17 protein-coding genes and 1 riboswitch are annotated in these 20,831 nt (G+C 58.0%); of the genes, 10 read left to right on the forward strand and 7 right to left on the reverse strand.

What is annotated here, in order from left to right:
• The first annotated feature begins 28 nt into the window (after positions 1-28).
• The 5 genes from HMPREF2857_RS08855 (at position 29) to HMPREF2857_RS08875 (ending at position 4,288) form a co-directional block, all read left to right on the forward strand.
• Positions 29-1,240: an NRAMP family divalent metal transporter gene (locus HMPREF2857_RS08855; RefSeq protein ID WP_049172676.1), complete on the forward strand. Its 1,212-nt coding sequence runs from the start codon at positions 29-31 to the stop codon at positions 1,238-1,240.
• Between the two features lie 92 nt (positions 1,241-1,332).
• Entirely contained in the window at positions 1,333-2,106 is a 774-nt protein-coding gene (locus tag HMPREF2857_RS08860; protein WP_070643760.1) for a LamB/YcsF family protein, read from the forward strand.
• 71 nt (positions 2,107-2,177) lie between these two features.
• Positions 2,178-2,831, forward strand: coding sequence for a 5-oxoprolinase subunit B family protein (locus HMPREF2857_RS08865; protein WP_070643761.1), 654 nt, complete (start codon positions 2,178-2,180; stop codon positions 2,829-2,831).
• A 17-nt stretch (positions 2,832-2,848) separates the two neighbouring features.
• Positions 2,849-3,733 (forward strand): 5-oxoprolinase subunit C family protein, encoded by an 885-nt coding sequence (locus HMPREF2857_RS08870; RefSeq protein ID WP_070643764.1) that lies wholly within the window; start codon positions 2,849-2,851, stop codon positions 3,731-3,733.
• Positions 3,734-3,820: 87 nt separating this feature from the next.
• Positions 3,821-4,288, forward strand: a complete 468-nt coding sequence (locus HMPREF2857_RS08875) for a GNAT family N-acetyltransferase (RefSeq protein WP_070643766.1) — start codon at positions 3,821-3,823, stop codon at positions 4,286-4,288.
• 48 nt (positions 4,289-4,336) lie between these two features.
• Here the strand turns inward: HMPREF2857_RS08875 and HMPREF2857_RS11140 are convergent, their stop codons facing one another.
• Both HMPREF2857_RS11140 and HMPREF2857_RS11145 read right to left on the reverse strand, forming a co-directional pair.
• A complete protein-coding gene (locus HMPREF2857_RS11140; protein WP_070643768.1) occupies positions 4,337-5,812 on the reverse strand; it encodes an NAD(P)(+) transhydrogenase (Re/Si-specific) subunit beta in 1,476 nt (491 codons plus the stop codon).
• 6 nt (positions 5,813-5,818) lie between these two features.
• On the reverse strand, positions 5,819-7,408 hold the full coding sequence (locus tag HMPREF2857_RS11145) for a Re/Si-specific NAD(P)(+) transhydrogenase subunit alpha (RefSeq protein ID WP_070643771.1): 1,590 nt from the start codon (positions 7,406-7,408) through the stop codon (positions 5,819-5,821).
• Positions 7,409-7,794: 386 nt separating this feature from the next.
• Here HMPREF2857_RS11145 and HMPREF2857_RS08890 point away from each other — a divergent pair, with 386 nt between their 5' ends.
• Positions 7,795-8,997 (forward strand): alpha/beta hydrolase, encoded by a 1,203-nt coding sequence (locus HMPREF2857_RS08890; protein ID WP_070643773.1) that lies wholly within the window; start codon positions 7,795-7,797, stop codon positions 8,995-8,997.
• Positions 8,998-9,003: 6 nt separating this feature from the next.
• On the opposite strand, the gene HMPREF2857_RS08895 is transcribed toward HMPREF2857_RS08890, so the two are convergent.
• The 4 genes from HMPREF2857_RS08895 to HMPREF2857_RS08910 form a co-directional block, all read right to left on the reverse strand.
• Positions 9,004-9,549, reverse strand: coding sequence for a TetR/AcrR family transcriptional regulator (locus tag HMPREF2857_RS08895; RefSeq protein ID WP_070643775.1), 546 nt, complete (start codon positions 9,547-9,549; stop codon positions 9,004-9,006).
• Positions 9,536-11,032, reverse strand: coding sequence for an MFS transporter (locus HMPREF2857_RS08900; protein ID WP_070643778.1), 1,497 nt, complete (start codon positions 11,030-11,032; stop codon positions 9,536-9,538). Before HMPREF2857_RS08900 ends, HMPREF2857_RS08895 begins: the two co-directional genes overlap by 14 nt.
• Before the next feature lie 212 nt (positions 11,033-11,244).
• The gene (locus tag HMPREF2857_RS08905; RefSeq protein ID WP_070643781.1) at positions 11,245-13,092 is read right to left on the reverse strand and encodes a hypothetical protein; all 1,848 of its coding nucleotides are present in this window, start codon (positions 13,090-13,092) and stop codon (positions 11,245-11,247) included.
• Positions 13,089-13,742 (reverse strand): hypothetical protein, encoded by a 654-nt coding sequence (locus tag HMPREF2857_RS08910; protein WP_070643805.1) that lies wholly within the window; start codon positions 13,740-13,742, stop codon positions 13,089-13,091. The genes HMPREF2857_RS08905 and HMPREF2857_RS08910 overlap by 4 nt, the downstream gene beginning before the upstream one ends.
• 261 nt (positions 13,743-14,003) lie before the next feature.
• A riboswitch (TPP riboswitch) is annotated at positions 14,004-14,125 on the forward strand.
• Here HMPREF2857_RS08910 and thiC point away from each other — a divergent pair.
• The 3 genes from thiC (at position 14,124) to HMPREF2857_RS08925 (ending at position 18,863) form a co-directional block, all read left to right on the forward strand.
• Positions 14,124-15,830 carry a phosphomethylpyrimidine synthase ThiC gene (gene thiC, locus HMPREF2857_RS08915; protein ID WP_070643783.1) on the forward strand — a complete coding sequence of 569 codons (1,707 nt, stop codon included), beginning with the start codon at positions 14,124-14,126 and terminating at the stop codon, positions 15,828-15,830. (Overlaps the previous riboswitch by 2 nt.)
• A 181-nt stretch (positions 15,831-16,011) precedes the next feature.
• Positions 16,012-17,205: an HtaA domain-containing protein gene (locus tag HMPREF2857_RS08920; RefSeq protein ID WP_246819679.1), complete on the forward strand. Its 1,194-nt coding sequence runs from the start codon at positions 16,012-16,014 to the stop codon at positions 17,203-17,205.
• Positions 17,206-17,519: 314 nt separating this feature from the next.
• A complete protein-coding gene (locus HMPREF2857_RS08925) occupies positions 17,520-18,863 on the forward strand; it encodes a glycosyltransferase family 87 protein (protein WP_246819680.1) in 1,344 nt (447 codons plus the stop codon).
• A 2-nt stretch (positions 18,864-18,865) separates the two neighbouring features.
• Here the strand turns inward: HMPREF2857_RS08925 and HMPREF2857_RS08930 are convergent, their stop codons facing one another.
• Positions 18,866-19,063: a hypothetical protein gene (locus HMPREF2857_RS08930; protein ID WP_048732933.1), complete on the reverse strand. Its 198-nt coding sequence runs from the start codon at positions 19,061-19,063 to the stop codon at positions 18,866-18,868.
• Between the two features lie 264 nt (positions 19,064-19,327).
• Between HMPREF2857_RS08930 and HMPREF2857_RS08935 the strand changes: the two genes are divergently transcribed.
• Positions 19,328-20,710, forward strand: a complete 1,383-nt coding sequence (locus HMPREF2857_RS08935; RefSeq protein WP_070643788.1) for a M18 family aminopeptidase — start codon at positions 19,328-19,330, stop codon at positions 20,708-20,710.
• The last annotated feature ends 121 nt before the right edge of the window (positions 20,711-20,831 follow it).

A 20,831-nucleotide genomic window follows, 5' to 3' on the forward strand; every position in this document is an offset into this window, starting at 1 on the left:
TCAGACTTGTAGGGAAAGGCCTTACGCTATGGACGCTTCAACATCTGCCCATAAGGCGCGGCGAACGGCACTCCTCGGCGCCGTATTCCTGATGGCGACCAGTGCTATCGGGCCGGGCTTCCTCACCCAGACCGCAACCTTTACGGCCAAGCTTGGCGCGGCTTTCGCCTTTGCCATTGTGATCTCGGTGCTTCTTGATATCGCGATTCAGCTCAACGTGTGGCGAGTGATTGCTGTCTCTGGACGCCGCGCGCAGGAGCTCGGCAACGCCGTGCTTCCGGGGCTGGGCTGGTTAATGTCAATTCTCATTGTCATCGGTGGTGTGGTCTTCAATATTGGCAACGTCGGCGGTGCTGGACTTGGTGCGAACGCGATGTTGGGCGTGGACGCAAAGATTGGCGGCATTGTTACTGCAATCCTCGCCATTGGCTTCTTCCTCTCCCGGCGGGCGGGTATGGCGCTGGACAAGGCACTCGTTGTGCTCGGTGTCGTGATGATTCTGGTCACTGGAATTGTGGCGTTCAGTTCTAACCCGCCAGTAGGGGAAGCACTGAAGAACACGGTCATGCCCGACACGATTGACTTGTTGGCAATCATCACGCTCGTCGGTGGCACTGTTGGCGGGTACATTACTTACGCTGGCGCTCACCGCATGCTTGATGCTGGCGCCGGCGGTGTAGAGAACCTCGCACAGACCACTCGCTCATCTGTTACGAGCATCATCGTCACAGCCATCATGCGTTTCCTCCTTTTCCTAGCTGTCTTGGGAGTGGTTGCGGGTGGCGTGGTCCTCAATACGGATGGAAACCCCGCTGCAGAGGCATTCCAAGCTGCGGCAGGAGATTGGGGTATGCGCTTCTTTGGCGTTGTCCTGTGGGCTGCGGGAATCTCGTCGATTGTGGGTGCCAGCTACACCTCAGCAACATTTCTGACTCGTTCCTCGGGTGCTGGAGCCAAGACTCAAAACACGATCACCATTGTCCTAATTGCAATCTCCACGCTGCTCTTCGGTCTCATCGGTACGGCTCCAGCGACGCTGTTGGTTTTCGCCGGAGCCTTCAATGGTTTGGTTCTTCCAATTGGCGTTACTGTGCTGATTTACATCGCGCTGTTCCGTGCGGATCTCATGAATGGTTACAAGTACCCGAAGTGGTTGGCGGCTATCGGAATCTTGGGTGTCGCAGTCGCCTGGTTCTTGGCGTGGCGCTCATTCGGCGGTGTGTTTGAAATGCTCGGCTAATCCCCCCCCGGTTTCTCGCACAGCTCAGATGAGAACCAACATAACAACGGTACAAAGACCAGCATTATTACTTGGAAGGAGCGGTGACGTTTATGGGCGCCACTATCGATCTCAACTCTGACCTTGGGGAAGCGTTCGGCTCGTGGAAGATGGGTGATGATATCGCTCTGCTGAACATTGTGACCAGTGCCAATATTGCCTGCGGGTATCACGCGGGTGACGCTAGCGTCATGATGGAGACCTGTGAGGCAGCTGCTGCGCGCGGAATTCGCATCGGCGCGCACGTCGCCTACCGCGATCTCGCCGGATTCGGACGACGTCGCATGGATTACTCGCATCGAGAATTGCGAGCCGAAACTGTCTACCAGGTTGGTGCCCTTTCGGCATGTGCACGGGCGGCGGGTACCGAAGTTTCCTACGTCAAGCCCCACGGTGCCCTCTATAACCGCATCGCAGTGGATGAAAATCAGGCCGCTGCAGTGGTGGAGGCGCTCCTGCTCGCTCGCTCCACCTGCGGAGATGGGCTTGCCATTATGGCGCAGCCGGGGTCGGTCATCGAACGGCTCAGCCTCGACGCGGACCTCCCTGTGATTCGGGAAGCTTTTGCGGACCGCGCATACAACTCCGACGGAACTCTGGTGTCCCGAGCACTCGAGGGCTCGGTCATTGTAGAACCCGATGCCGTCATCAAACGCGTCATTGCAATGGCTAGTGGGGAACCAATCGCCGCCTACGACGGTTCACCGTTGACTGTGCAGGCTGACTCTATTTGTTTGCACGGAGACACCCCTGGCGCGGTCGAACTCTCCCGTATGATTCGCCAAGGGCTCGTCGACGCCGGAGTCACCGTCGCTGCCCACGTATAGCGCGGACTCGCACACCGGTCTTATCGACCGCAGTTTTTCAACCTCGCAAGAAAGAAAGGATCAGCACCGCCATGGCCGAGATTCGCCCTATGGGAACAAATGCGCTGCTTATCGACTATTCATCATCGGCCAATCCGTTGGCGAAGGTACTTCGTGCACACTCTGCCGCGGCCGAGATCGAGGGACTCGTTGACAGGGTACCTGCAGCCCAAACGCTCCTACTTCGCTTTCGCGGACCGGCTCGTCGTTACCTTGGCGCAGTCGAAACTGCGCTGCGGGGCAACAATACGCAGAGGCAGACCGTCGACAAGCGAAAGACAGTGACGATTCCTGTTCACTATGACGGCGCGGACCTTGAGCCCTTGGCACAACGCCTTGGGATGAGCCCTCAAGCGTTAATTGATTGGCACTGCGAGCGCCCTTGGATGGCCGCGTTCGGTGGATTCGCACCGGGCTTTTATTACATGGTGCGTGGGAGCGGTCAGGGATGGCCAGAGCCGCTTGATATTCCCCGCCTTGCGACGCCGCGCACTCGAGTTCCCAAGGGCTCTGTCGGACTTGCAGGCCAATTCGCAGGCGTGTATCCCATCGATTCGCCCGGGGGCTGGCAGCTCTTGGGGCATACAGATGTGGAGATGTGGGACTTAAATCGGCCCAATCCGGCGCTGCTTGAGCCCGGGGCTGAGGTGCAATTTGAAGCGACTTCTACGGTGAGTGTGGCGTAGAAAAGGGTGCGGAAGAGATGAAGAATTCTATCGAGATTATTCGACCCGGTATATTGACGACGATTCAGGATTTGGGCCGTGCAGGGCAAGGCAGCCTGGGCGTGAGTACCTCCGGTGCGTTCGACCGCGAGTCCGCGGCGGCTGCTAACCGGATGGTTGTCAACGAAGAAAGCCTGGCGGTGCTTGAGTGCGTCGTCGGCGGGTTGGAGTTCCAAGTAGCGGAGGGAGCAATCATCTCCTTTGCGGGAGCTCACGGTGAGGTGACTGTCGAGCAGGATGGCAAGGTCATCAAGACCTCGATGAATAGCCGAATTGTGGTCGGGGCGAAGGCAATTGTGCGGCTTGGTACCTTCGATGCCGGTCTTCGCGGGTACGTCGCGATTCGAGGGGGCATCGATGTCGCGGAAGTGCTGGGCTCGCGGTCATACGATACGCTCGGCAAACTCGGCCCAGAGCCTTTGCAGGCTGGTCAGGTCTTGCAGGTCGGCGACCCGGAGTATTCGACGGGGTCGTCAATCGCAATTTATCCCGCACCTCATTGGTCGAGCGAGGCTGTGCGCCTTGATGTTGTTCCTGGCCCTCGGGCGGACTGGTTTACGTCGGAAAGTGTCAGTGATTTCTTTCACGAGACATGGACCGTGACGCAAGAGGCCAACCGCGTCGGACTTCGGCTGAGTGGGACTACTCTTGAGCGCCAGGTCACCCATGAGTTGGCAAGCGAGGGAATGGTTCCCGGTGCGATACAAGTGCCCGCATCGGGGCAGCCGATTATTTTCGGTCCTGATCATCCGGCGACGGGTGGATATCCGGTCATTGGTGTGCTGACGGAGCCGTCATTGTCGAGAGCTGGACAATTGGTGCCCGGCGCGAAGGTAAAATTCCGCCGGGTGCGGGCGGCATAGGTCTGCGGCGTCATCCTGCGCGATGGTGCGCCACTACGTTTGCCAGCTATCAGCGTCACACGGCTCTTCGCAGTAAAATCAGCCACCATGATTGAACACGCCTCCTTTTCCCAACTCAGTACGACCGATGTGTATGCCATCTCGGCACTGCGCACCGATGTGTTCTATCTTGAGCAGTCCTGTGAGGAGCCGGAAATGGATTGGCGCGACCTGGAAGATACCGCAGAGCACTATTTCATCCGCAACGGCAAGGACTCCCGCAAGATAATTGCGTACTTGCGTGTGATTGACACGCTCGATGAGTACTCGTCGAGCTACCCGCGCACCATCGGCCGCGTTGTCGTCGATGCTGCGAATCGGGGTAAGGGGTTGTCTTCCAAACTGCTGCAGCAGGTCATCGCTGACCACCCGGATACCGGGCTGATTCTGCATGCCCAGACGCAGGCGAAGGCTGTGTACGCAAAAGCCGGCTTCCATGAGGTCGGGGAGACCTTCATGGAAGCCGGCATTGAGCACATCACCATGGTTCGTGATGCAGCCCGTGGCGAAGCCTAGGAACTAATTGCCTAGGCTCCGGTTTGTACGGCGTTGCTTACTTCGGGGTTAAGCGTTGACCTTCGAATCCGCGAGAATTCGGTTCAGGGAGTCGACGCTGGCCTTCGCATCGCCGATAAGCATGTCGGTGTTTTCGTTGAAGAACAACGGGTTCTGCACGCCCGAATAACCCGAACCCATCGAACGCTTGAGAACAATCACGCGCTCAGATTCCCACACTTTCAGCACCGGCATACCCGCAATAGGGGAGCCCGGCTGCTCTGCCATCGGGTTGACGGTGTCATTGGCGCCGATGACCAGGGTGACATCCACATCGGCGAAGTCATCGTTGACCTCGTCCAGCTCCAGCACGATGTCGTAGGGAACCTTGGCCTCAGCCAGCAGCACGTTCATGTGACCCGGCAGGCGGCCAGCGACTGGGTGGATACCGAAGACCACTTCCTTGCCGGCCTCACGCAGATTACGGACCAGGTCAGCAACAGCGTACTGAGCCTGTGCCACAGCCATACCGTAACCCGGAGCGATGAGGATCTTGTCGGCATCACGCAGAATCTCGGAGGTGTCCTCGTGGCTGACCTCGGTGTGGGAGCCTTCCACGGCGCTTCCCGACGAAGCCTCGGAGCCAAAGCCGCCCAGAATAACGTTGGCAAAGGAGCGGTTCATGGCCTCACACATGATGTACGACAGGTAGGCGCCGGAGGAGCCAACCAGCGCACCGGTGATGATGAGCAGCGGGTTGCCAAGCATGAGACCGGTGAAAGCAGCTGCCCAACCGGAGTACGAGTTCATGATGGACACGACAACCGGCATGTCGCCGCCACCGATGGCGATGACCAGGTGCCAGCCCAAGAACAGGCCCAAAGCAGTAACAGCAACCATGCATGTCCATGCGATGGCATCGCCCTCGGTGCCGGTTGCGATGAAGACAGCCAGGAGAACCAGAGTGACCACCAGGATGCCAATGTTCAGAGCATTGCGGCCCGGCAGCAGCAGTGGAGAGCCCTTGATCTTCTCAGACAGCTTCAGGCCAGCGACGATGGAACCAGTGAAGGTCACAGCGCCGATGAAGACGCCGATGTAGACCTCGCCGAAGTGGAACTTCAGGGCATCGGTGTCAACATCTTCGGCGAAGATGTACGAGTTGAAGCCGATGAAGATAGCGCCGAGTCCAACCAGACCGTTGAACAGTGCAATCAGCTGCGGCATACCAGTCATGGCAACGCTGCGTGCGCGGGTGATACCGATGACACCACCGATGCCGATAGCGACAGCGATGAGAATCAGGGTAATCAGCGGGGAGAAGTGAGTATCCGGCTTGGTGTCAGCGGTGACGAGTGCCTGAAAGATGGCAATGACAACGGCGACAGCCATGCCGGCAATACCGAAGGCGTTTCCGCGGCGAGCGGTCTCCGGCTTGGACAGGCCCGAGAGGGCAGCGAGGAACAGGACAGCGGCGACAATGTAGCCGACGTTGGACAGGCGGTAGGTCCAGTCCAGAAGCGAAGCGGTATCAATGCTAGCCATTAGACTTTATGCCTCCTCTTTCACGAACATGCCAAGCATGCGGTCGGTGACGGCGAAACCGCCGAAGATATTGATGGAGCTGACCACGATGGCCGCGAACGCGAGACCGGAAACTAACAGGTTGGAGCTTCCCACCTGGAGAATCGCACCCACCAGAACAATGCCGGAAATCGCGTTAGTCTCAGACATCAGCGGTGTGTGCAGGCGCGGCGTGACCGCGGAGATCACGTAGAAGCCAAGCACGATAGCCAAGGTGAGAACCATAAAGTTGGCGCTTACGCTGTGCGGTGCGCTAAGCATAACCACAATTGCCAGCAGTGCCGTCAGGCCCAGAGCAATCTTCGAGCCCAGGCCCGATCCCATGAAAGAGACCTTCTCTGGCGCATTCTCTTCTAATGCGGCCTGGTGAGCCTGCTGCTCCTGCAGTGGGGCAGCAGGGGTAACAGCGACCTTGATTGGCGGTGGTGGCCAGAGAATCTCAGCTCCGGTAGCGCCGCCGCCATTCTGTGGGCGAGCCTTTGTCACCGTAATGCCACGGATAATCTCGTCCTCGAGGTTGAGAACTGGAGAGCCATCCTTTTCTGGCGTAATCAGCTTGAACAGGTTGAAAATGTTCTGACCGTACAGCGACGATGCCTGCGCGGGCAGACGTCCTGCAAGGTCGGTGTAGCCGATGATGGTCACACCGTTGTCAGTGACAATGGTCTTGCCTGGAACTGTCATCTCGCAGTTACCGCCACCGGCGGCAGCCATGTCGACGATGACGCTGCCCGGCTTCATAGCTGCAACATCGGCAGCAGTCAGCAGCAGTGGAGAGCGACGGCCCGGGATGTTCGCGGTGGTAATGACAATGTCAGCCTGGGCGGACTGCTCGGAGTAGAGCTTCGCGGCAGCGGCAGCCTGATCGTTGGTCATTTCCTTGGCGTAGCCATCTTCGGACTTCTCCGTGGCGGCCGGAATCGGGATGAACTCTGCACCCATCGATTCGACCTGTTCACCGGCTTCAGGGCGCAGGTCCGTTGCCTTGACAATCGCGCCCATCGAGTTGGCCGTACCAATCGCCGCAAGGCCGCCGACACCAGCGCCGATGACGTAGACGGTAGCTGGCGGCATCTTTCCTGCGGCAGTCACCTGACCTGTGAAAAGGCGACCATACGCAGAAGCCGCTTCGACTACTGCGCGGTAGCCGCCGATGTTGGCCATCGACGACAGCACATCCATCGACTGTGCCCTGGAGATACGGGGAACCGCGTCCATGGCAAGGGCAGTGATGTTGCGCTGCGCGAGCTCTTCGACCAGTTCTTCGTTACGGCCTGGCGCAAGGTGGCTAATCAGCATGGCACCGTCGTTAAGCAGTGCACGGAACTGTTCCGGTGGAGTGTCGAGCGTTACGACGATATCGCTGTGCCAGACAGACTCGTCGACAATGGTGGCACCGGCGGATTCGTAGTCCGCGTTGGTGAACTTTGCGGCCAGACCGGCGTCAGCCTGCACGGCGACGTCGTAGCCAAGCTTGACAAGCTTGCCGACGGTCTCCGGGGTCGCAGCCACAATTGTTTGCTGGGGATCGGGTTCTAAAGGGATGCCGATTCTCATTGTGGGAGTTCTTTTCTGTTCGGGGTTTCATTAAGGACCATGCGCACCTGGTTGTTGGTTAACAGGGAGTGTGGGCATGACCGCTTTCTCCTTGGTGTCAATAAGGTATGCGCTGGTGGGAACGCGGCGGAGGTGTTTGTGGAAAAAGGTAATAAAAATATGTGGGTAACGGTGGTGAGGTGGGTTTTCTGAATTTGCGCAACCTTGGAAAGGGGGTAGGAAATGGGGGTGGAGGTGTTAATTTTGGGCGAGAGTTAACATTTACAGTGCTCTGGATGATTGCTTGAGGGGTGAAATATGGGGGAGGTTCTTTCTGCCTTTACGTACGTCTTTACGCATTAGGTAGATTTGTATTCCAAGGTTTTTGGCAAGGGTTAAGGAAAACGATGATTGGTTCACTAAGTGCCGCCGGAAAAACCGTGTCGGCATCCCGCCGAGGGCGGGGGCGTACGTTCTCGAAGGCGGTTGCTCTCTCGCTCGCAGCCGGCGTAGTTCTCGGCGGGCAAGTGCCAGCACAGGCAGCGCCGGGCATTGGGCAGCTACCGGACATCACTGCACGTGAAAGCGCTATTGACTATCAGAACTCGGAAACCGTGGACAAAATTGGCGGTGGTCTGGTGGATGTCATGGGTGGCGTGAATCGCGTCATCTCCGGTGGTGAAAGCGGCCATATCACCGAGCCGTTCGCCCCAGAGGCAGGGCAGCTGCGCAAGGAGTTCGGAGCGATGGGCTCCCATCCAGTTGCCGCAACCCGCGAAGCACTGCCATGTGATGGTGTCATCTACACCATCTACAACCGCGTACTGCGGGACCTCCACGGTGTCCACGACGACACCAGCTGCTACGACGTATTGCCAGAATCAGCCAATGGCTCCCCGGTTGGCGCGCAGCTTATCTATCCGGCAGATATTGATTCCATGGAGTCTGCGCCGCTGATTGTTCTAAGCCCTGGTATTGGTACTGAGCCAGGTATGTACGACGCGCATGCGCGACTCTACGCAAGCCATGGATATGTCGTGGCTCTTGGCTACAATTTCACCAACTGGTTCGCGCCGCAGATGGTGCTGGCAGCATCTGTGGCTGCAGCTGCCAACGGGGACGAGTCTACGCCGCTTGCAGGCAAGATTGATTTCTCCCGCACGATGCTGGTCGGGCACTCTGCAGGTGGTGGCTCCGCAATCTTCCTGAACAACAGGATGGATAAGGCCTTCCAGTCTGCGGGTATCGATATGGTCACCCGCGGTCTGGTCGCCATCAACCCAGGGCCTTCCGACGCTGGGCTGATCTCCACCCCGCCGGAGATTCCGAGCCTGGTGGCCATTGCTGAGCACGAGGACATCGTTCCTTTTGATGCCGATCGACGTGGTTACCGCGATGCTGCAGGGCCTGCCTGGGAAGCGGTAGTCACCGGTTCCTACCACGGCACCTACCTGGATGATCCGTCCAAGAATGTGCTCGGCTCGATGGTGTTGTCCTTTAGCGAGTATGTGCTCGACGGAACGAGTCGAGCAAAGGCCGTCTATGAGGGTGCTAACTACGGCCTGGCCAGTGACTCCGAGCTCAAGGACGTTCAGCGCAAGGGCGTTTAGAGCTGGCTACTCCATCGACTCTGGAATCAGCTTTGCCGCAGCTTCGGCGATTGCTTTGCGCTGCGCTTTTGTGAGCTGATTGCCGTTGAGATAGTCGTTGGCCCAGAGTCCATCGGAAATCATTTGGACAACGTAGGCCATGCAGGCATCCTCGTCGGTGGCAATCCGTTCTACTGGCGGATTCCACCGGCGCAAAAGACGTGTCCAAATCTCGCGCAGCCCCGGGTCGGCGGCAGAGTCGATGGACATGAGTAGCTCAGCCCTCGTTGCCGTATCCAGCGAGACCTGGAGGTTTGCGCGTAAGCGGTTGGCGGGGGATACCTCCTCTGCCGGCCCACCTGCAGCTTCGATAAGCTCCTCCTCCCATAACTGCGCCATGTGCTCATGGACGCTGCGAATCATGTCTTCGCGGGAGGGGAAGTGGTAAATCAACCCTGATTTACTCATTCCGCATTGAGTTGCGACATTTTCGTAGGTGACCTCGGAAAAACCGCTTGTCTCGATAATCTCAACGATTGTGTCGAGGATGGCAGTGCGCTTACTCGTGCGCATATTCAGTCTCCTTCGGGTTGCCGCGGAATGTCACCGCAGTCGCAATCGCTGCAATGACAGCAACGACAGCCAGGATAATCAAAATGGCCAGGTAGGAACTGTCGAGGCCTGCGCGGGCGCCGTCGTTAAGCGCTGGCGTGTGAAGCGCATCGGTGAGCGAGATGCTGGCGTCGACAGGCGTGAACAGGGCGTAGAACATGGGCAGGAGGCTGCCTGTGATTGCGACGGTGATCAGTGTGCCAAATTCGTAGGACACGGATTCCATCGCCGCCGCCATCCCGGCCTTTGACCTCGGGGCTGAGCCGATAATCGCGGTCGACGACACCGACATCACAGAACCCGCGCCCGCGCCGAGCAGTATCAATCCCGCGATCATGAGCGGGAAATTGCCCGAAGAAACGCCGTAGTACATGCCTGCCAGTCCGACGGCGTTGAGGAAGAAGCCGCCGGTGATGAGCGTGCGGAAACCCACTCGATGCAGCACCATGCCGCCGATGACACCAACTGGCAAGGATGCCAGTGCCGCGGTGGCAACTAGCAAGCCCGCATCGAGTGGTGTGTATCCGACGGAAATCTGGAAGCGCTGCGTCGTCATCAATTCGGCGCCTGCCAGGACAAACATGGCAAGCGCTGCTGCCAGCACGCCACCGGAAAACATCGGCGAACGGAAGACCGAAAAGTCGATGAGGGGTTCGGAAAGACGTGCCTGACGACGCTGAAACAGTACCGCGCCCACTAGCCCACAGGCGATAGCTGCGACGATGACGGTGGAGGAGCGATGACCAGCGAGTTCCTTGATGAGCGAAACCAGACCCAGCATGGCCAGCATCGCGTAGAGGCTAGTGAGAAAGTCCCAGCGTTTGGCTGGGTTGGGCTGATTCGGTGGAGCGAAAATCAGCGTGCCAATGATTGCGAAAACTACCACAGGGATGTTGATAAGGAAGATTGATCCCCACCAAAAGTGCTCCAACAGGAAACCGCCGACGACGGGGCCAGCGGCGGCGCCCAGTGTTGCTGTGGCTGACCAAATGCCAATAGCCGTGGCAAGTTCACGAGGGTGGTGGAAGGTCTCACGTAGCAGTGCGAGGGTGGCCGGCATCATGGTCGCGGCGCCCAGTCCTAGACAGCCGCGGGCGATGACCAGCGCCCAGGCGTGCGGCGCAAAGGCCGCGGCCAGGGAAGAGAATCCAAAGATTGTCAGGCCCACAAGAAACATCTTGCGGTGACCGATGCGGTCGCCCAGAGTGCCTGTGCCGAGGAGGAGTGCGGAGATCACCAGTGGGTAGGCGTTGATCATCCACAGGCCCTCCAACTCGGTTGTGTGGAGCTGCTCGCGCAAAACTGGCAGGGCAGTGTAGAGCACCGAGTTATCTATGCCGATGAGTAGTAGGCCGGCGCTGATGATAGCGAGGAAGACCCACCTGTGGGTGACTGGAGTGGACGGATTAGCCCTCGTGGAAGCGGCGTGGTCGGTACTTGTCATTCCAGTAACTGTAACGAACGTTCGGTTTAGTTACAACTTCTGGAGAGCGACGATTTAGGCCTAGAACTTCAACAAAAGTACGCCAATCCCGCCCAAAGGGCCGGTGAGAAAGTGTCTAAGTTGAAGGCGTTGTTGCGGTACGAATTCACGGACACCGTTCGATCCCCCCCGTGGCGCCCGAGCGGGTAAGGATCAGCTTGGACGCGGTGACTTTACGCTCGGACGTTGTGGCCTATCACCGCCGGGATAGTGATTGGCGCATCCCCGAAAAGCTCCTTCTGGTATTCGTTCTGCTCGAAAGCGCCGGCATCGTTATCCCTGATGGTGGCCACATTTGTCAGTTTGCGTGCCGACGGTGCGGAGTCCTTTTGGAGCAGTCCGCCACGGTTGCCCGCAGTGGTGGCCGCGAAAGTCCCTGCACCACGGTTTCCAGCAGCGGTACCCGCGATTCCGCCAGCAGCACCCGTAGCTCCGGTAATAGCACTGTTGCGAGCACTGATTAGGGAAGTCATCAATCCACCTCCGCGCTGTGCAGGGCTGTTCGAGGCATTTGGCAAGGCGGACCCAGCGACCCCGGCACCCAAGCCGGTTCCCATCCCGCGACCCGCTGTTGGCGCTGGCATACGTCCAAGACTTGAAGTCGGAAGTCCCGAGGCCGGTGGACGGGGGCTTGCGTTTCCAGAAGACGGCAGTGCCGGGATATTGCCCGCTGGTGTGAGCCCCGCAGTGCGTCCTGCACCGAGGGAGCCAGCCGGTCGGTTACCGTGAACTCCGTAAGGTGAAGATGCTTGCGGTGAAGTGCGTTGAAGTGGTGCGCTCGCTCCCGAAGGAGCGACCATGGCTGGATTCGCCGCGTTTGGTTGAGCCATGGATGATGTACCGGTCCGGGAAGTTGGCGAGATCGTGGAGCTCGTTGGGCTGCTAGGTGATGCGGGGTGCACAGGGGTAGCAGACGGATTTGTTGGGCTCGACAAAGTCGAAGTGCTCGGTTGAACCTGCGAAGGAGCGGGAGCACTCGCGGCTATGGATTGTGGTGTTGGAGAATCCGGAACAGTCGAGGTGGCGCCAACTGGTGCGCTGGCGGCCTGCACGCTTCCAGTCATCCCCGCAGGCGAAAGACCGAACTGACTAGTTCCAGAACGCCCGGCGACTGTGGCCCCAACGGAAACCTCGGCAGTCACACCACTTCCCGCATCGGCAGAAACCAGGTTAGGAATTCGAGGAATAGCGGTCTGTAGCTGTGCGGTATACGGACCAGAGAGAAAGGCAGCTACCTCGGCCTGTTCAAAAGCTTTCTGCGCGCCAGGGTTGGGGAGTGCCTTGGACTCGGCCTCAATCGCCGATAGCGCGTTGACAGCCATCGCCTTCACGGACGGCAAAACGGCAAGGTGTCCGGCCATGACCTCAGATGCGGCGGCGATGCTGGTTGCGCGTGCGGCCAGACCTTTCATTGTTGAGTCAGCAGCAGAGAAAACAGCACCGCTGTTGCTCGACACCAAGCCGGATGAGATGGAGGTTAGATTGCTGGCCAACGTGGTCATAGTTTCGGCGAAGTTGTTCCAGTAGGCGATTGCCTCGGCTACGGCACCGTCGTTTGTCGAGGAAAACATGGATAGTAGAGACTTCGCATCGAGACCGAGTTCCGCAGAAAGTGTGACTGGCGCGAAAGCGAGACTTCCAGCTTCAAACATTGGCCGACGCTGAAATACCCCGCTTGTTCGCGCTACTTCAGCAATGGAAGCACCGTCACCATTGAATGGGTTAATGCTTCGAAGGATCCGATTCATGGTGGATTCGTGCTCAGTGATGACGCGACGGAAGTCAGCGAGATTCGTTTGCGCCCACGTGAGCTGCTTGCCCAGAGACAATCCGACGGCGGCAGAGCTTCCCGTACTGCCGGAAATTGCGAGACTGTGTTCTGTCGCCACCAGCTGGAGTGACGGAACCTGTGAGTAGCCGGCCAAGTTGGGCTGCATAAATCTGGAACCGCTTGCCAGAACATTCGTAATAGTGAACTTCTGGATTGCAGAGTCGATTGTTGGAATTACGGCATGCATCATGATTCTTCCCCCAAGTAATCAATTAACAGCTTATTTACGGGAGCACACAGTTGGTGCTGTGGGTCAGGGCTATCTTGTCCGGTTGTGTCGATAACGAATCCGAGGGCCCCTTGCTCTGTTTCGACAGAAGCAATACAGGCGGAACTTCCTAGCGGTTCTGTTTGAGTGAATGTCACCCAATTGAAAATCCCTTCGTGATGAGCCAAAGGCTCGGCACTGTAGCGTTCGAGTTGTGAATGAGCGACCGCAGCATGCCAGATGCTCAGCAGGCCGGAAGCGTCGGATTCGATAACGCAGCCGATCTGTTTATTGCCTTCGATTCGGCCCTCCATGTACGTCTGCTCCCGGAACCCCAGCCTGTCTAAGCGCCCCATAATCTCAGGGTCGTCACACGGATTGGTCAGGACGAATTCGGGTGCGTCGTAGTTGTAGTGCCCATCAGGGCCAAGCGGAGCATCACCGGGCTCCGGCGGATTGTTGGGTGGAAGCACACCCGCAGGTAACGTCACGCCCGAGTCAGTAGTGATGGTTGTCGCATTGTCGCCGACAGGTTGAACATCCTTGCCGGATGTCGTAGTCGATGCGCAACTAGTCCCCGTTGTTCCCCATAGAAGTGCTGACAGTAGGGCGGCAGTAGTCGCCTTTTTCAATTTTCCCTCCCCAAAGAATTTGTGTGAGAAAGATATAACACTGCGTTCACAATTGCGCTTGCTGAGAAGCCGAAAAAATAGACCGACTGTGGATAACTTTTTAGGGGTGTGGACAACGCGGTCGCCGCGCAAAACAACGCCTCTGCATGGCCACAACCTGCGTCTTTAGAGTGTGTTCTCCGTGCCGTCGTTAAGCGTTGGCGGCAAACGTGGGTGTAATGACCGAAGTAATCCGAACGATTGGTTAGACTATGAGGCGCATTACAAAACCACGGGAGTGCCAACCGAAATTCCGGCACTGAGAGGACGCTAGGGATCGAGCGTCGACCGGACGAACCTGAATCTGGGTAATACCAGCGTAGGAAAGGGATGTGTTGCTTCATGGCCGCACGTGTATCTGTATCCGCTCCGCCGAAAGAGGGCGAGGTTACAACTGGCCCGATTTACCGCAGCAACAAGCATTACGACGAGGTTGCGTTCAGCAACGATTTCGGTAAGGCGAACCTGCGGATTCCAGTTCGTCGGATCAATCTGACGGACGGTACTCACTTCGATGCGTACGACACCTCGGGCATCTACACCGAGGAAAACCCGGAGCTGAACCTGAAGGAGGGTTTGGCTAAGACTCGTGACTCGTGGCCGAAGGCTCCGGCGGTGCCAGCGGTTGCGGGTTCTGAGGAGGCTCCGAAGGTCAAGACCCAGCTGGCTTGGGCGCGCGCGGGAATTGTCACTCCGGAGATGGCTTTCATTGCTGCTCGTGAAGATGTGGATCCGGAAGTTGTGCGCGAAGAGGTCGCTGCGGGTCGTGCCGTGATTCCGGCGAACCACAAGCACCCGGAGACTGAGCCGATGATTATCGGCAAGCGTTTTGCCACCAAGATCAACGCAAATATCGGCAACTCGGCCGTGACTTCGTCCATCTCTGAAGAGGTGGAGAAGATGGTGTGGGCAACCCGTTGGGGCGCGGACACGATCATGGACCTGTCCACTGGTAAGGACATTCACGAAACCCGTGAGTGGATTCTGCGTAACTCCCCGGTGCCGGTTGGTACGGTGCCGATTTACCAGGCGCTGGAGAAGGTCAAGGGTGACCCGGCCAAGCTGACCTGGGAAATCTACCGCGAAACCATCATTGAGCAGTGTGAACAGGGCGTGGACTACATGACCGTTCACGCGGGTGTGCTGCTGCGCTATGTGCCTCTGGCCGCCAACCGCGTGACAGGCATTGTTTCCCGCGGTGGCTCAATCATGGCCGCATGGTGCCTCGCGCATCACCAGGAGAGCTTCCTCTACACCCGCTTCGCTGAGCTGTGCGACATTCTGGCGCAGTACGATGTCACGTTCTCCCTCGGTGATGGCCTGCGTCCGGGCTCCATTGCCGATGCTAACGATGAGGCTCAGCTGGCTGAGCTGCGCACTCTCGGTGAGCTGACCAGGATTGCTAAGTCCCGCGGCTGTCAGGTCATGATTGAAGGCCCGGGCCACGTTCCGATGCACAAGATCGCCGACAACGTGAAGTGGGAAGAGGAGTGGTGTGAGGAAGCTCCGTTCTACACCCTCGGCCCGCTGGCAACCGATATCGCGCCGGGCTATGACCACATCACGTCGGCTATCGGTGCGGCAATCATTGCGCAGGCGGGCACCGCCATGCTCTGCTACGTCACGCCGAAGGAGCACCTGGGGCTGCCGAACCGCGACGACGTCAAGGTTGGCGTGATTACTTACAAGATTTCCGCGCACGCCGCTGACCTGGCAAAGGGCCTGCCGCGCGCTCAGGAGCGTGACGACGCGCTGTCGAAGGCCCGCTTCGAGTTCCGTTGGCATGACCAGTTTGCACTGGCACTGGATCCGGACACTGCGCTGGATTACCACGATGAGACCCTGCCTGCAGAGCCGGCAAAGACCGCGCATTTCTGTTCCATGTGTGGTCCGAAGTTCTGCTCCATGCGTATTTCCAAGGATGTACAGGACTACGCGAAGGAACACGGCCTGGACTCCGTTGAAGCGATCGAGGCCGGCATGGCTGAGAAGTCTCAGGAGTTCGCTGATCAGGGCAGCCGCGTCTACCTGCCGATTACCGCGGAGTAGTTGATTGTCTCAGAAGCTGCTGAAGTAAGCCGCGGTCGAGCTCTATTGGGCTTGGCCGCGGTTTTCTTTTGGTTTGACCTATTTCTGTCGGCCTCAGTGTTGAGTCTCAAACGGGGGTGGGTAAGGCACACCTTAATAAATAGGTTAGGGAAGCCTAATGTGCGGGGTGTACATTGCTTGTATGCACAGTCTGAGGTTCCTGACTTTCGATAATTCCCACCGCCATCTCGCAGGTGCTCGCAACACTCGCAACACTCGCCGTTCATTCAGCTCTGAATCATCCACGGTTGGAGAAGGCGTGCGTCGACCGGTGGAGCGAAGTGCGCGCAGAGCTGCTACTGCGGTTTCGCTGTCCGGCGCCATGGTTCTTTCGGCGTTTGCGTCCCCGGCAATGGCTGACACCGCGAAGCCAATCGTGCCGGACAATTTTCCCAATGTGATTAATCCAGCGGAGAACTTCCAGCCGCAGGATTCGCAGTATGTCGAATCCCCGGAAGTTACTGTCACTTTTGAAGACGGCACACCAGCTGAAGGTGCCACGGTTCATCGCGGCGATGTTCTTATTGTTCGCGGTAGTGGTTTCAATCCGTCGGCCAACCGTGGTGGTTACCCGCTTCCAATTCCTCCGGGTGTGCCCAATGGTGTTTACGTTCTCTACAGTGCGTTCCCGGACTCGTGGAAGCCGAGTGAAGGTGCTCCGTCCTCGTCGCGGAAACATCCGCACGACAACATTGCCTGGGTCACGCCGGCTGGAACTCTCGAGGCGATACCGAACCAGGGCGTCGATATGCGGCGTTCTATCGCTCGTCAGGCTACCCCGATGACAGATGACGGCAGTTTTGAAGCCCGCATTGTTGTTGACCCGCCAGAGACCCCAGCTGGTGAAAACTGGGGTATTTACGTCTACCCGGCAGCCGGCTCTATTAATGAGGCCGAGGAAATCTATATTCCGTTGAATTATTCGGATGCTCCGGGCAAGAATGCCCCGGCTCCCTCCAGCGAGGATTTAGTAATTTCTGTATCTGCGCTGGAGAAGGTATTCGGCGCACTGGGTGGCGGAGTCACTGCTAAGAACGGTGCTCTAGAGCCTGAGGACGGTGTTGTCTCATTCACCCGCGACAATAACAACAGCGATGCCGAAGGGGAGAGCTACCGCGGAGAAGTTCACTTCACCGCGAAGTTCAGTCTGGTTCATGTGGTCGTTCGTAATCCGCGCATTGAGGACGGCCCGACTGGAAAGATTATTACGGCGGAGGTCTCGCAGGGCTACGATGTCGGTCCGGATGAGATGGAGCGTATGCCCATAGCCGCTGTTGTCAACAGTGATGGCGATCAGCTGATCACGACCATCGGCACTATCTCGCAGTTCCGGTAGTCCCTCCGGCCATCATGGCCGCCAATTGTTGTCCACCTGGCACTTCGTTCAAAGTAAGCCGTCATACCTTGCGGGTTCTTGTGGGGTTGTAACCACTGCCGTATTGGAATCACTACATTAGATAGAGGCGCTTACCAGCGATGAGGAGGAACGTGGGACGGCATAGTCGGGCAGAAGGACCGGTGTCACAGGATGGGGCATCGTCACAGGTTGCGGAGTCGCAACGTGCTGTTGCGGAGTCTCCGTCGCGGGCCTCGCGAAAAATATGGGTTCGCAAACCCAATCAGGCCCCTGCGCTGACGCAATCGCCTGTGATGAGCTGGCCTCTTATGCTGGTCTCGCTGCTCGGTGGTCTTGCCTCGCTGCTGGCCTGGAATGGCCGCACCCAGCCGGACGATTGGGCGTCGCTCTGGGTGGGCGGGCTACTGATGGACAGGGGACTTGAGTCCCATCTCTATGATGCCGATCCAATTGATTTCACCGCCATGAGCGGAGAGGTCTGGCCACGCCTGGCGCAGGAAGTGTCTGCGCCATTTACGCATCCCTTTGTGCAAAACCCTTTGTTCGCAAAGGCTCTGGGAGCGATATCCCACGTCATGAGCTTTGAAACCTCGGTTGCTTGGTTGCTGTTTCTTTCCGGAATGGCCGTCGTGGTCCTGGTCGCCGCTTCCTACCACCTGTGGTTTCGGTCGACCATGCCCTGGGGTATCGCAGCGCTGGTTACCGCATGCGTATTCGCCCTGCCGACCACTCTTAATTCGTTCTGGATTGGTCAGACGACACCGCTGATTGTCGCGGGCGTCGCCTATGGGCTTGCCGCCTCGCGCACTCGTCCTTGGCTCGCGGGCATCGTCCTCGGCATCGTCGCATCCATTAAATTGACTCCGTATGCGCTCATCGCCGTGATGCTCTTTTTCGCTTATCGACGGCGCGCAGCCTTTTGGTCGCTGGCCACCACGGCGGTACTGGCGATCTGGATGCTTATCCGCATTGACATGCCGGTTATTTCGGACTGGATTGACCGAATCGACGACATTGGTGCGTCGGTCTTGGTCGGTGGTGCGAATCAGTCGTTGGCGTCGACTTTAGCCACAGACCTAGGCAATCCTGATTTATTAGTAACAGTGGTTCGTGATTATCCGAGTCACGTGAAAACGATTCCACTGTGTATTGCGCTTGGCGTGGTGTTGATGGTCACGGCAGTTGCGTGGTTGAACCCGGTCTACCGGTTCGAATTTCTGATCACGGGCGCGTGGCTTATTGCAGCCACATTCTCATCGATTCTTTGGACCCACTACATGTTGATGCTGGTCACGTCTGTGTTCGGTTTGGCCGCCATGGCGCGGACCCGATTGACCAGACAGTGGCCGTATATCGGTATTGCGTTGCTAGTGGTCCTGCTGACGTTCCCTGTGACAAACCCGATTGCTGCTACGCCGTATACCGGCGGATTTGTGTACTCGGGGATTACTGCGATGCTCTTGACGCTGGCATTGATGCTAGTTGTTGGTGGCTGCCACGCATTTGCGGTACATCGGTACGGCGATGGTGATGCAGGCGAGGTTGGAGCTGGTTTTGGCAGTGAATTAGCTGCCGCGGAGACGTTGAAATTTCCTCAGCCAGAGCCAATGGTCTTATTCGACTTGAGGAAGCGCTAGATTTAGCGGCTCAGCATAGAGACGATGTCACGGGCGGACATGTCGCTGTAGATCTCGTTTCGGGCGCTCTTAACCTGGTGTCCGAAGTGGACTGCGTTAGCGTCACTGCTGGTGTCGCGGGTAAGAGCCTCGCGCAGCGGCTGAGAGAAAAAGGCGCGCTTGGTAGTGAAAGAGCGGGGGAACAGGTTTTCAAGGCTCACGGTATAAACCCTTTCTGTGGTCGGAATCCGGTCGGGACTCCGGTTTGAGAGGTTCTGTATTCAAATGGTTTTCTTTGATGCGGTTGCCACTATATGTCTGAATATGCCCGATATCGAGTTAAAACGGGCAAAAGTGACTAAGTGGATACCGTTCCCAACATGAAAGCTGCATCACACTGTGGACCGGCTCAATGCTCGGTCACGGTCAGTTGTGGGCTCCAATACAATGAAATCCGGAATCAAATGTGAAGTAGGAGTTTGGTTATGGCTATTTCTTCGGCACCCACCCCTGAGTCCCCGGATTCGGCGGATACCTCGGAAGCGGCATCGCGCAGAGTTCCGGCGGCAGCGCTCAGTCACGTTGAGGATTTAATTGATTTTGTGGCTGCGTCGCCAAGCTCATTTCATGCGGCACAACAGGTCGTTGACCGTCTGAGTGCAGCCGGTGCCACGGTCGTCGACGAGCACGAGCAGTGGCCAAGTGAACCCGGTGCCTACGTCCTGCGTCGAGATGGCGCTGCCGTTGCCTGGATTGTCCCGGAGACACCGGCTGCCGATTTCACCGGTTTCCGTATTGTGGGTTCCCACACGGATTCGCCCGGTTTTCGTGTGAAGCCCAACGCGCGCACCTCCGCCGCAGGCTATGCGCAGGTCGCTGTAGAGGTCTATGGCGGCGCGTTGTTGGGAAGCTGGACCGACCGTGAAATCGAGTTCGCTGGTCGGGTAATTGATAAAAGCGGCAATGAGCACCTTGCTCGCACCGGTCCGGTCGCGCGTATCCCGCAGTTGGCTATCCACCTCAATCGTGCGGTTAACGAAGAGGGGTTGAAGCTCCACAGGCAGAATCACACTGCACCAATCATCGGACTGGATACCTTCGGCACCGATGTGCACCAGATCATCGCTAATGCTGCGGGACTGTCTATCGACGACATCGTCGCCTGGGACCTCATTTCCTTCGACACTCAGCAGCCGCGCACCTTCGGTGCTCACGATGAGTTCCTGGCTTCTGGCCGACTCGACAACCTGCTCAGCGTCCACTCCTCCCTGGTCGCCTTCGAGACCTTGCTCCGCCAAAACTGGAGCACGTCAACCACCATCCCCGTCATGGTCGCTTTCGATCATGAGGAAGTCGGGTCCGCCTCCACTACGGGCGCTGCAGGGCCACTGCTTGCCGACGTTCTGTCCCGCATCGCAGCGGCCACAGGCGCTGACCTGGAACGCACCCAGCAGCTCTACCGCGGTTCCATCTGTCTCTCGGCCGACGGCGCACACGGTGTGCACCCGAACTATGCAGGCGAACACGAGCCGGGGCACCAGCCGGAACTCAATGCTGGCCCAGTGGTAAAGATCAATGCCAACCAGCGCTACGCCACCACGGCGGTTGGTCAGGCCGAGGTTGTCCGAATCGCAGCGGAAACCTCCAAGCGCATTGGCCAGGAAGTGCCGGTGCAGTATTTTGTCTCTGCGAACCACAAGCCATGCGGCTCCACTATCGGCCCGATCACTGCAACGCGACTGGGTATCGACACCATTGATATCGGAGCTGCGATGGTTTCCATGCACTCGGCACGTGAGATGTGCGGCACGATTGATCCATGGTGGTTGGCCGAACTCACCGTGGATTTCTGGGGTGGCGGAAACTAGCAGCTCGCGTGCAGCGCTTAAGTCACCTCTAGCAGGGGAGATGTCGGGGCGCTGTGGCCGTCGTGAAGCGAAAATGGGTGAGGGAATTTCCGTAGCTGCTCGTCGTGGAGCCCATTTTCTG

The sequence above is a fragment of the Corynebacterium sp. HMSC076C10 genome (assembly GCF_001812455.1).
GTDB lineage: Bacteria > Actinomycetota > Actinomycetes > Mycobacteriales > Mycobacteriaceae > Corynebacterium > Corynebacterium jeikeium_D.